Source organism: Arenibacter lacus (assembly GCF_008711145.1).
GTDB lineage: Bacteria > Bacteroidota > Bacteroidia > Flavobacteriales > Flavobacteriaceae > Arenibacter > Arenibacter amylolyticus.
Window position 1 is genome coordinate 20,699 of the sequence record NZ_VVIN01000028.1, and the last position, 12,270, is coordinate 32,968.

Consider the following 12,270-nt stretch of genomic DNA (forward strand, 5'->3'; position numbering starts at 1 on the left):
TTTTAGGCTATTTTTTAATGCTACCTAGGTAGCACAGACCTACGCTTTATCAAAACATTAACGCATCACTATTGGTGGAAGGCTACTTTATAGGGAATGTGCTTATCTTACGGGATAGGAGGGAAGGATCTATAATTTCTATCTGTTTTCTTTTGATGTGCAATATCCCCTCTTCCTTAAATTCCTGAAGATGTCTGTTTAAGACCGCTCTTGTAGTTCCAATTAAGGCAGCCAGTTGATCATGGGTAAATCCATTGATCAATTCTATTTTACTGGTAGATTTATTGGTTAATTGTAGCAAAAGTTTAGCCAATCTGGTTGAGGTGTCTTTTAAGCACATATCCGACGCCACATCTTCTAGATGCTCCATTTTTTTAAGAACATAGACCAATATCTGCTTAAAAACTGCGGGATTGTGGTAGGTCCATTCGCGCATTTGTTTTACTGGGATATACAGGACTTGGGTAGGGGCCAGGGTCTCATAAAATAGATGGGTATTTCCTTCGCTAATTAGCGAGCATACATTTAGCACATCGTTCTGGCTAAGTATGGATAGTATTACTTCCCTATTGTTGGAAGAATCGTAGTCATAGGCCTTCACCATTCCAGATAGTATAATGTAAAATCTATGTATGGCTTGGTCTGTGTGCAAAATACAGGTCTTTGCAGGCCATTTCTGAGGCGAGGCAATGGCAAGTAAATCTAGTAAGGATTCCTCCCTTATTTCAGAAAAAAGAAGATTGTTTCGCAAGGCCTTATAAAATGGTGTGGCTCTTTTTAAATTCATCTATTTGGTTTAAATAAAGTTGAATTCTTTAACCTAATTAAAATCAAGGAATAGGCTGAAATAAAAAAAGACTGAACGTCTGTCTTTATTGCATTTGGGGGATGACTTAAGGTACAAAAAAATAAGTAAGCATATGGGATAATACCCCTATTTTAACAGTTGAAAAACCCTTGTATTAGACCTTTCAAAAGCTGTATTTTATCACCATAAGCAAAAAGAAATATTGTGATTTTTAGGGAATGCTAGGACGTCCTTACCTTCCATCCAAATAAGAAATACCAGTGCCGCCTAATTAGTACAGGAGGAACTAACGGTAACCCTAAGCCTCTTCTGTGGGTCTTAGTTAACCCTAAAAAAAACTTCTTTTAGTATTCGGTGCATGCCTTTATTGGATTAGCTGGTTAATAACCGTTCTTTTCACCTCATGTCCTCCTTCAAAAGGGACAAGCTTTGCCTTTCCCTTAAAAAGGGATTCTATCCTTAAATGTTCCTTAGCCATCCGCTCCGGACTAAGAAATTGGTCACTATCTCCCACTACAATTTTAATCTCTGGGTTGGAGGGCATTAGAAACTCAAAATCCTCAGGGCTGAGTTCTGCAGGAATACCTCCTGCATATAGGATAAGCTCGTTGCAGGGTATTTTGCTTTTGGCAACCCACCTCGTTGCTACGGAGACTCCTTGTGAAAATCCTAGAACAATAAGCCGACAATCTTCGGGAACTTGTTCGTTTATCAGCACTTGATCTAAATATCGGAGTACATTCCCCGTTTCCAGGGTGGTTTTCTCCTTGGTGAGCCAGCTAGCACCTACGTGCTTGTAATTGTTGCCTAGGTAATACTTGGAGGGCGCCTGGGGTGCAATAATGTAATTTTCATTTTCAGGGAGACCCTTAAAGTAATTTATGAAATACCTGCTTAGAAAACCAATTCCGTGCAATACGATCCACACATTTTTGGTGTTATCGCTCAAGGTATTTAGGGTAAGGTAAGTGTTGGTACTGGTATAGGTGACTTCTTTTTCTTGGAAGGGCATAAGTGTTAAATAGGGATTAAAGGTTGCTCTTAATTGATTTTCTAATGCTTAATTTTACAAAAAAATACTTCATGGAAGAACAGCGGGCGAAAAAACTTCAGATTTGCAACGAAATATGCAAAGGTACCCTAATGGAAACTTTGGGAATTGAATATATAGAGTTGGGAGATAATTTTCTGGTAGCTAAAATGCCAGTTACTCCAATGGTTCATCAGCCCGATGGGGTTTTACACGGAGGGGCCACCGTTGCCTTGGCGGAAAGCGTGGGTAGTGCTGCTTCTTATATTTTTCTGGATCCCGAGAAGTTTTTTGTTCGGGGAGTGGAAATCTCGGCCAACCATGTGAAAAGTGTAAGGGAGGGAACCGTATTTGCTAAAGCAATACTCCTTCATAAGGGACGTACCACCCAAGTTTGGGATATTAAGGTGACTGATGAGGAAGAAAATCTGGTCTCTATTTGTAAATTAACCACCATAGCATTACCGAGAGAATAATATGTCTTTGAATTTATTGGACCGATTATCCCAGCAATATGTAGATGAGTTGCCCTTTGTGGCTTATAGAAAGCCACAAGAGGAAAGGGTCAATTTACTCCTGCAAAATAATTCGGAACTACATCATGTAGTAGATTATGAGGAAAGCGGTTTTGTTTTTGCCCCTTTCAATTCAAACGAAAAGGCCATTCTATTAAAAAACGACGCCTACTTTTCTGAACCTGTGTTTCCCAAACAGACGGCGGGAACTGCGATGCCGCAAAGGGGAGAAGAAGATGCATCAACCAAGGGCATCCATATGGACTTGGTCCAGAAAGGTATAGATGAAATTGCAACCGGTCAGTTAGAAAAGGTGGTGTTCTCTAGGCAGGTGGAAGTGCAAGCCTCTCAAAAACCGATAGAATTATTCCAGAATATTTTATCGCAATATCCTACTGCGTACTGTTATATGTGGTATCACCCAAAAGTAGGGATGTGGTTGGGTGCAACTCCAGAAATGTTATTGGAAGTGGAAAACCGAATGCTCAGGACCATGTCACTGGCAGGCACCATGAAAAGTAATGGGGAGGAGGAGCCAAATTGGGGTGCCAAAGAGTTGGAAGAACAGCGGATGGTGACCCAATTTATTAAAGATTCACTACAAGGGAAGGTAGCCGCCCTAACTGTTTCCGAGACCAGCAGTTCTCGTGCAGGTGAATTATGGCATTTAAAGACTGCTATCTCAGGAAGATTGAACAACGAGAGCAATTTGGGCGAAATAATCCTTTCCTTGCATCCCACCCCAGCGGTATGTGGCCTCCCTAAATTAAAGTCCAAGGATTTTATTTTAAAGCATGAAGGGTATCACCGAGAATTTTACACTGGTTTTTTGGGCGAGTTAAACCTAGTGGAAGAAGTAAATCGGCCAAAGAGAAGAAGAAATCAAGAACATAGGGCCTATAGGACCATAAAGAAAAGAACCTCGCTTTATGTGAACTTACGATGTATGAAAATGGAAGGAAAGCAACTCACTATCTACGTGGGGGGAGGCATCACCCTAGATTCCGATCCGGAAAAGGAATGGAAAGAAACCTGCGATAAGAGTCGCACTATGCTCAATATAGTGGGCCGTTAAATTTATTGGGAACTAGGATTGGTATTAATTAAGTGGAGATTGTATTTTTGTGTCAATGAAATACTCTATTATTCCATCCTCCCAGACCGTGGTTTACCATTGCAAGGCAAGAGGTATTAAAAACATCATCATCTCCCCAGGGTCTAGAAATGCCCCGCTTACGATTGGATTTTCGGAAGACCCTTTTTTTAATTGCTATAGCGTTGTTGATGAGCGCAGTGCTGCCTTCTTCGCTTTGGGAATTGCCCAACAGCTTCAAGAGCCGGCAGTAGTACTTTGTACTTCTGGTAGTGCCTTGTTAAATTACTATCCCGCTGTTTCGGAAGCGTTTTATAGCGATATTCCTTTGGTGGTCATTTCTGCAGATAGGCCCCCGTTTAAAGTAGATATTGGGGACGGACAGACCATTAGGCAAGAAAATGTTTATAAAAATCATATTGCCTATGGTGCCAACTTAAAACTAGACGTGTCGCATGCAACGGACCAGGTACAAAAATACGATCCGGCTAGTTTGGAAGGAAGCAATGTAGAGGAGGCGCAGCAAGCGGTACAGGCCTTTAATGAGGCTGCCTTAGACAAGGCCCTAAATATTGCCTGCACCCAAAACAGTCCGGTACATATCAATGTTCCCTTTGAGGAGCCCTTATATGAGTTTACCAAGGAACCTACTTTGCTCCCCAAAGTGAACCTTCCTAGCGTGGTAGATCACAGCTTTAACAGCGAAAAGCTAGCGGCCTGCATGGCTATGTGGAAGGATGCAAAGCGTAAATTAGTATTGGTAGGGGTTAATTTCCCAAATTCGGTAGATTCTAAATATTTGGAGCTACTGGCTTCGGACCCATCGGTGATTGTTTTAACCGAATGTACCTCTAATTTAAACCACCCTCAGTTTTTCCCAAGTATAGATAGTTTAATAGCACCCATAGAAAAATCCCCGGATAGGCAAGAACTCTTTCAGCAATTGCAACCAGAGATTTTGCTAACCTTTGGAGGGCTAATAGTTTCCAAGAAAGTCAAGGCTTTTCTCCGTAACTACGGACCAAAAGAGCATTGGCATATAGATGTCCAAAAGGCACCGGATACATTTTTTAGTCTAACCCAGCATTTTAAAACAGCTCCCAATAGGTTTCTAGGAGAATTAGGATCCCCAGGGGCTAGCACCCAAAGTACCTATCGCAACTATTGGTCTAAAGCCAAGGATTGGTATGTTGCCAAAAGGGAGGCGTATGTCCATCAAATTCCATTTAGTGATATGCTGGCCTTTCACCACCTTATGAAGCGTGTTCCTAAAAACTACAACTTGCAGTTGGGCAATAGTTCTGCCATCCGATATGCCCAGTTATTCGATTTAGATCCTTCCATAAAGGTTTTCTGCAATCGTGGAACCAGTGGCATAGAAGGCAGTACCTCTACGGCTATAGGGGCGGCCCTGCATACAGAAAGTCCAACCCTCCTGGTCTCTGGCGACCTTAGTTTTTTATATGATAGCAATGCCTTATGGATAAAATATGTGCGATCAGATTTTAGGATAATAGTGATCAATAATCAGGGGGGAGGAATCTTTCGAATTCTGCCAGGGAAGGACAAATCCGATAAGTTTGAAACCTTTTTTGAAACTACGCAGCAATTAGACCTATCCCTTATTGCCAAAACACACCAATTTAATTTTATATCCGTTTCGGATGAAGCATCGTTGGTTTTAGCGTTGGACGATTTTTATAAAGAATCCGACAGGCCAAAAATTATGGAGATTAAAACTCCAAGATTATTGAACGATGAAATTTTGTTGGGTTATTTTGATTTTATATCTTACAGCAAGAAATAAATTACAAACCAACAAATTAGATTATGAGTAAAAGAGACGAACTGATTGCAAAATATGCTGAGCATATAAAGGATAAATTTGGAGAGACTCCGGATATGGATCTATTGACCAAGGTTGCCATAGGGTTAGGACCCTCCATTTACAACGTGGATGCGTCAAAAGTTTCTGGCTCGGATGATAAGGAATTGGCAACGGTAAAGAACAACTTTCTAATTAAAAAGCTCGGTTTACAGGATGGTCCCAAATTAATGGAAGGGATAAATGCTGTGATGGAGCGATACGGCTCCTCGGAGCGAAGTAAGTATAGAGCAGTTGTATACTATATGCTTGCCAAACACTTTAAGAAGGAGTCTGTTTATAACAAATAAACAAAAGTAAACTAGACAATATAAGTCGCTTTTTAAAAAGAGCGGCTTTTTTTTATTGGGATTCTTTTAAAGTGTATTTTTGCAGCATGATAGCATTAGGAAAATATAGTAAATTAGAAATATTAAGAGATACTACCGTAGGTCTTTTTTTGGGAGATGAAGAAGGAAATGATGTGTTGTTGCCCAACAAATATGTTCCGGAAGAATTTGAGATCGGTGATTTTTTAGAAGTCTTCTGCTATCTCGATCACGAGGAGCGAATTGTAGCTACTACCTTGGAACCCTATATAATGGTAAATCAGTTTCGTTTGCTTCAGGTAGCTGAGGTAAATGAATACGGGGCATTTATGGATTGGGGCTTGGAAAAACACTTGTTGGTTCCTTTCCGTGAGCAGCGAAATAAAATGCAAGAAGGCCAATGGTATGTGGTATATTGTTATTTGGATGAAAAGACCAATAGACTGGTAGCTTCCAATAAATTGGATAAATTCTTGTCTAATGATACCCTTACCGTAGAGGAAGAGGAAAAGGTAGCGCTTACAGTCACTAGAGCTACCGATCTAGGATGGGAGGTAATTATAAATGATAGCCACAAAGGATTGGTATATGCCAATGAAGTGTTTAAAAAAATATCCATTGGCGATCAAATTAACGGGTATATTAAACTCATTAGGCCCGACAATAAGATAGATGTGTCCCTGCAACCTATAGGTTACAAAAGCTTGGAGCCGGCCGCCAATTTAATTTATAATAAGTTAAAAGCCTATGGCGGTTATCTTGAGCTCCATGATAAATCTGCTCCAGAAGATATTAAACGCGTACTTCAAATGAGTAAAAAAACCTTTAAAAAAGGGATAGGAGTACTTTATAAAGAGCGTAAAATAGAAATTGGTACAGACGGGATACGTTTGGTATAAAAGGGTGGGAAGCTGGTTAGGGCCCAAAGGAGGGAAATACCTTTTGCCAGGAATAGTCAAAACAAACTTCTCCCTTTGCTTTTTTCGTGTAGTTAGAAACGACAGATTTTAAAAAATTATATTGCAGGTATGTCCCTGTTTTAATACTAATTAGGTTATTTTTACAACAGTATGTTTAATAAAATTAGTACATGCCTATTTTGTGTTATAGTTAAGTATTCACCCCTAAATTAATACTTCAATGCCATTCATCGAAGAAAGCGATTTACTGGAATTGCATAAAGACATTGATAAGGCTCAATTAATTAACGAGCGTTTATTAGATCAAATTAAATTTAAAAACAAGGAATTGAGGCGCAGTAAAATCCAAAGGAATATTTTTGGTAGTATTACCGTTCTTTTTTTCCTCGTTTCCTTGGCTGTTTTCTCATATAACGCCGGTATTGTAAAATCGGCTAACCTAGAGCGCCAATACAACAACCACAACCTACTTGTTTCCATAGACAGTTTGGAGGTAATTAAGGAAAGAATAAATAATTTGACCCAAAAGAACCAAGAACTTAGCTTGGTTAAGGAGTTTTATTTGGCCAAGAAATTTTTGGAAAAGGAGAAGATATACTCCGTACAGGTGAAATCTTTTGTGGACAATAATCTTGCCCTAGCGTCTAAGACCATAGGAAATACGATCTTTGCGAAAACCAATTCTTTCTACTCTTACTCCTTGGGGAATTTTGAAACCTTGGAAGAAGCCCGTTCTTTTAGGTATCAATTGGTAAAGATGGGTTTTGAAGATGCTTTTGTGGCATCTTACCGAGATGGAAAACGAATAGAAATAGAAGATCCCTACTAATTTGCAGAAATCAAAAGCTTGGCTGAATGCGGCGCGGTTAAGAACCCTTCCGCTTTCGTTATCGGGGATTATTGTGGGTACGGCCATAGCAAGCATGTATGGTGCTTTTGACTGGCGTATCTTCATATTTGCTGTTTTAACTACTGTAGGGTTTCAGGTTATATCCAACTTTGCCAATGATTATGGGGACGGAGTAAAGGGAACCGATAATGAACATCGGGTAGGTCCCAAGAGGGTACTTCAGAGTGGCCTCCTTACTAGGGCGCAATTAAAACGTGGAATTATTATATCCATATTTATCTGTATTGGCTTGGTACTTGCCCTCCTGTACTTTTCTTTTGGGTTAGAACACCTTAAATACATACTACTGTTTGGATTGCTAGGAGCTTTTGGCATCTGGGCAGCCATTAGGTATACTGTTGGGGATTCTGCTTATGGATACCGAGGCCTAGGGGATGTTTTTGTTTTCCTTTTCTTTGGATTGATTGGCGTAGTGGGTTCTATGTTTCTTTATACCAAGGAAATTTATCTGTCTGCCTTTTTACCTGCAATTACCATAGGGCTTTTAAGCACAGGAGTGTTAAACTTAAACAACCTTAGGGATTACCGGTCCGATATGTTGGCTAAGAAAAATACGGTAATCGTGAAAATGGGCATAAGGAATGGAAAAATATACCACAGCTTATTGGTGGTAGTTAGTTTTGTTTGCATGCTTATCTATACCATGCTGCATTATGACAATTGGCTAAATACCTTACATTTATTGGCATTTATACCTATATTTATACATTTAATACGGATGCTGAGGGTGAAGAACACCGTATTATTAGATCCTGAACTAAAAAAATTGGCGCTGAGTACCTTTTTGGTAGCGATCATATTTTACCTTAGCTTCAATATTTTTTAGTATTTTTAAAAAACTAACCATACAAAAACCAGAAACTTTGGAACAACCAATTAGAATACTTATAGTAGAGGACAATGTGATCATAGCCGATGACATGCAGTCCATGTTGGAGGAAATTGGCTATGCCATAGTAGACAATGTAATTGTTTACGAGCAAGCGGTGGAGGTCTTAAAAACCAAGGAGGTAGATCTAGTTCTGATAGATATTATCTTGGCTTCGGATAAGACCGGGATAGACCTTGGGAAGCACATCCGGGATAACTACGATATCCCTTTTATATTTGTTACATCCAATTCGGACAGGGCTACCGTTGAGAATGCAAAAAGTGTAAAACCCAATGGCTATTTAGTAAAACCCTTTGAACAACAAGATTTATACACTGCCATTGAAATTGCTTTGTCAAATTTTATCAGTGTAGCCAAAACGGGCAATGATGCCAAGGTAGAGGAAGAGGACGAAGTTATTTCCAATACCGTATTAAAAGACTCCATATTTGTAAAAAAACAACATCTATATTATCGGATCCAATTTGAGGATATCCAATATATAAAGGCCGATAATGTGTACTTGGAAGTAAATACCGTAGATAAAAAGTTTTTGGTACGCTCTCCTCTCAAGGATTATTTGGAGAAACTTCCCAGGGGAAAATTTTATAGGGCCCATAAATCCTATATTGTTAATGTAGACCATATTGAAGCCATCAATTCTAGGGATATCTTGATCAATGAAACCCTCATCCCGATTTCCAAAGAGTTTAAGGACTTTATAATATCGGCAATGAATTCGTAAGAATATTTGCTTAAATAACTAATAAAAAAGGTGCCGCTAGGGCACCTTTTTTAGTTTTGTAAGTTGGTCTTCTGTGCCTGTGATTTTAAGAAGGCAAATAGGTCCATTACTTCTTGCTCATTCAGTCTGTTTAATAAGGCTGGCATCATCATAGACCGCTTTGAGGGGTGTCTGGATTGTATCTCCTTTTTGTTCAATTTTAATAATTGTTGTGGTTGTAGTGGATTTGTATTGAGGGTAAGGGTATCGGTTGTCTCATTGATTAACCGTCCCCAATATTCCTTTTCGTCGCTCATAACTACCTCTATGGCTTCATATTGATCCGAAATGGTTTTATTGGGGGTTACCAAGGCCTCGGCAATATCTTTGGCAGAAAACCGATTGCTTAGCTGGGTAAGATCCGGGCCAACACTGGATCCACTACCTTGTAGACCATGACAGCTACTACACAGCACGGCTTGATACATCTTTTCCCCGTTGGTGCTATTTCCATGCTCATCCGCACTACTGTAGAGCGAAACAATTTCCTCTATGTCATAATTTTTTCCGGGTCCTTGGGGTTGAGGAAGGGATGCCAGATCGGTACTTCCTACTTTAATCAACTCTTCCCCAGAGAGGGTGCGGAGACTTTCTTTCAGGTGCTCGGGTACGTTGCTGAGGGCTTGGTCTCTAATATGCAGTAGAAATCCAGTATAGCTCTCTCCTCCATTGGCAGCAAAAAGCTTGGCGAAGATTTTAAAATACTGTTCCCTTAGCGTCTCGTTCCAGCCAGTGGTGGCATAACTTAGGGCTTTTGCATAATGGATAAGCTCGGAGGGCGGGGTATTGCTTTTCATCCTTTCTATAGTGCCCCCATATTGTTCACTTCTTTCAGTGACCTCTTTTGCTATTATGGGAAGGCTGGTATTGTTGATGGCAAGGGTATCTAACATAGCCATGGTTTTTGGTACTGCGGTAGAATCGCCCAAATAAACCAGTAATTGTATCAATTCCCGATTAACCTGATTGCTAGTGGTAGGGTAGTGCGGTGCTAGCATTGTTGCCAGTTGTTGTTTCTGCTCCCTTCCAAAATCGCCCCTAATAAACAATAGGTCATAAGCTCTTATTAAATCTGTTTTTTGATTTTCTGACAGGGAGGGAAAGGACATTGAATTTAATTTTTCCATAGCAAGTTGTTGCCCTGTTGTTTCCCCAATTCTGGCTAATGCGATGGCCGATTGTATCAGGGCATCCGGTGCTGTCTCAGAGGAAAGTTTCTTTTCTATCTGCCCTGTTTCTATATACTCCAAGGCTACGCGGGCGGCATACCTAACGGCTCTGTCCGGATGCTGCAAGGAAGACCAGATCAACGCTAAATCTGCGGGTGCCCCCATGGCGAAGGATTCCAGGTTTCTTCTTAGCTGTTGTTCTTCCGTAACAGGCTGGGGCGCTGGGCTGGCGGTTGAATTGTTTTTAGGGTGATACACGCGGTAGAGGCCAGACTCTAACCGTCTTCCCCCAGTTAGGAAGTACATGGCACCGTCTGCTCCTGCAATGCCATCCGTAAGCGGTAGGGAATTGCCCGATAAAAACTCTTCTTTTTCAGCCCTGTAGGAAGCTCCCTCTGGAATTAGGGTTATATAATACATGGTGCCAAAACTCCAGTCGTATACAAACAATCCATTTTTAAACCGATCGGGGAAATCTAGGGTTTTTCCGGAAATTACCCCCGTGGGCGACCCCTGGCCAATATCCAGTATTCCAGGGAGATTGTCCGGGTAATAGTCGGGCCACTTTCCCGACCCCGTACGCCATCCAAATTCGGCACCCATGGGGATATGACATACCCGGATGGGCCTATACCAGGGAGATCCCATATCCCATTCCATATCAGAATCAAAGGTAAAGAGCTCTCCGTCCTCATTAAATGCCAAATCATAGGCATTTCTAAACCCTGTGGCAATAACGGTGAGGTCCTTGCCATCCTTATCCGTTCTTGCTAGCCAACCGCCTGGCGCTACTACTTCGTTGGCATGGCCCCTAGGATCTTTTATGGCATCAAAAAGTTGGTCTTCGTCCCAAACAGGTTTTTGTACGGAATTAAATTTTTTGGGAAGTAAGGTGTGATTGCCTCCTAGCATATATAAATAACCATCGGGTCCTAGGACAATCCCATGGGGACCATGTTCACCTCTTCCCACAAATTGTTGTAAAAAGTCAATATGGTCTAATTGTCCGTTCCCATCAGAATCGGTCACTCTATACAAACCACTTTCTTCCTGATTGTCCGAGTTTTTCATTACGTATAGACTGTTATGGGCCCATAACAATCCGTGGGCCTTACCTATATTCACAGGGATGGAATCTACCTTCACAGCCTCTTTAGAGCCTAATTTAGGCACCTGTATGTAGTATAGGGCCCCATACTGGTCCGACGCAATTAACCTTCCCTGGTTGTCCTTGGTAATGGATACCCAAGAGCCTTGGCTGTTTTCACTGGGGCTGTATAATTTTTCTACTATAAATCCTTCTTGCACCAAGATATTGGGGTCTGAAGTTGCCGGAGTGCTACAGCTATAAATTAAAACAAGTAAGAGGAGAGGGTATAGTGGGCTTTTGCTCATGGGTTGGTTGGTTGGTTGGTTGGTTGGTTGGTTGGTTGGTGAAATATGCCAGGAATAAGAGTACTAGGCAGTATTAAAAAGGGCTTACTTCTTAATATGACACCCTGTTATACATGTTGATCTATTAATATGGTATTTCCATCGGGATCTATTAACACTATGCTGGCTGGACCGCTAGTGTTCTCTCCAGTTTTTCGAACCAGTTGGATTCCTTTGTTTTCTAAATCCTTTTCAATCTCCCTTACATCGGAAAAGGAACATAAGGTATTAGCATTTTCATCCCACCCAGGATTAAAGGTCAGAATATTGCCTTGGAACATTCCTTGAAACAATCCGATGAGGGATTTACCATTTTTCATGATCAAGTAATTGTTTTCCATTTCGCCTGCAAAGACCGAGAAGCCCAGATTTTCATAAAACAATTTAGAGGCGTTAAGGTCCTTCACATTTAAACTTACCGAAAATGCACCTAATTCCATTTGAAGATTTTTAAGGTTAATAAGTTCTAAGGTACATAATTTAAAAAAAATAAAAAGCTCAACTAACACTTTTTGTCCATGGCCCCCAGTCCATACAAAAACA

The 12,270-nt window shown here is 40.7% G+C and carries 12 protein-coding genes; 8 read left to right on the forward strand and 4 right to left on the reverse strand.

The features are described 5' to 3' along the window. Window positions 1–82: 82 nt before the first annotated feature. Together F1E73_RS09815 and F1E73_RS09820 are read right to left on the reverse strand one after the other, a co-directional pair. Complete coding sequence (locus F1E73_RS09815) at window positions 83–787, reverse strand: Crp/Fnr family transcriptional regulator (protein ID WP_086477644.1); 705 nt, start codon at window positions 785–787, stop codon at window positions 83–85. Between the two features lie 385 nt (window positions 788–1,172). Further along, window positions 1,173–1,820: an alpha/beta hydrolase gene (locus F1E73_RS09820; protein ID WP_150451803.1), complete on the reverse strand. Its 648-nt coding sequence runs from the start codon at window positions 1,818–1,820 to the stop codon at window positions 1,173–1,175. Between the two features lie 71 nt (window positions 1,821–1,891). Here F1E73_RS09820 and F1E73_RS09825 point away from each other — a divergent pair, with 71 nt between their 5' ends. The 8 genes from F1E73_RS09825 (at window position 1,892) to F1E73_RS09860 (ending at window position 9,085) form a co-directional block, all read left to right on the forward strand. Beyond that, window positions 1,892–2,314, forward strand: coding sequence for a PaaI family thioesterase (locus F1E73_RS09825; RefSeq protein ID WP_086477661.1), 423 nt, complete (start codon window positions 1,892–1,894; stop codon window positions 2,312–2,314). 1 nt (window position 2,315) lies between these two features. Continuing rightward, window positions 2,316–3,428: a chorismate-binding protein gene (locus F1E73_RS09830; protein WP_150451804.1), complete on the forward strand. Its 1,113-nt coding sequence runs from the start codon at window positions 2,316–2,318 to the stop codon at window positions 3,426–3,428. A gap of 55 nt (window positions 3,429–3,483) precedes the next feature. Continuing rightward, entirely contained in the window at window positions 3,484–5,253 is a 1,770-nt protein-coding gene (gene menD / locus F1E73_RS09835) for a 2-succinyl-5-enolpyruvyl-6-hydroxy-3-cyclohexene-1-carboxylic-acid synthase (protein ID WP_150451805.1), read from the forward strand. A gap of 23 nt (window positions 5,254–5,276) precedes the next feature. Then, window positions 5,277–5,621, forward strand: a complete 345-nt coding sequence (locus F1E73_RS09840) for a DUF2853 family protein (protein WP_086477640.1) — start codon at window positions 5,277–5,279, stop codon at window positions 5,619–5,621. 86 nt (window positions 5,622–5,707) lie between these two features. Further along, the gene (locus tag F1E73_RS09845; protein WP_150451806.1) at window positions 5,708–6,538 is read left to right on the forward strand and encodes a CvfB family protein; all 831 of its coding nucleotides are present in this window, start codon (window positions 5,708–5,710) and stop codon (window positions 6,536–6,538) included. 241 nt (window positions 6,539–6,779) lie between these two features. Beyond that, a complete protein-coding gene (locus tag F1E73_RS09850) occupies window positions 6,780–7,388 on the forward strand; it encodes an SPOR domain-containing protein (RefSeq protein WP_086477638.1) in 609 nt (202 codons plus the stop codon). A gap of 1 nt (window position 7,389) precedes the next feature. Further along, window positions 7,390–8,295 carry a 1,4-dihydroxy-2-naphthoate octaprenyltransferase gene (menA, locus tag F1E73_RS09855; protein ID WP_150451807.1) on the forward strand — a complete coding sequence of 302 codons (906 nt, stop codon included), beginning with the start codon at window positions 7,390–7,392 and terminating at the stop codon, window positions 8,293–8,295. Between the two features lie 37 nt (window positions 8,296–8,332). After that, a complete protein-coding gene (locus tag F1E73_RS09860; RefSeq protein WP_086477636.1) occupies window positions 8,333–9,085 on the forward strand; it encodes a LytR/AlgR family response regulator transcription factor in 753 nt (250 codons plus the stop codon). Between the two features lie 50 nt (window positions 9,086–9,135). Here F1E73_RS09860 and F1E73_RS09865 read toward each other — a convergent pair whose 3' ends face one another. Both F1E73_RS09865 and F1E73_RS09870 read right to left on the reverse strand, forming a co-directional pair. Beyond that, window positions 9,136–11,688 carry a c-type cytochrome gene (locus tag F1E73_RS09865; protein WP_150451808.1) on the reverse strand — a complete coding sequence of 851 codons (2,553 nt, stop codon included), beginning with the start codon at window positions 11,686–11,688 and terminating at the stop codon, window positions 9,136–9,138. A gap of 107 nt (window positions 11,689–11,795) precedes the next feature. Next, window positions 11,796–12,167, reverse strand: a complete 372-nt coding sequence (locus F1E73_RS09870; RefSeq protein WP_150451809.1) for a VOC family protein — start codon at window positions 12,165–12,167, stop codon at window positions 11,796–11,798. Window positions 12,168–12,270: the final 103 nt, after the last annotated feature.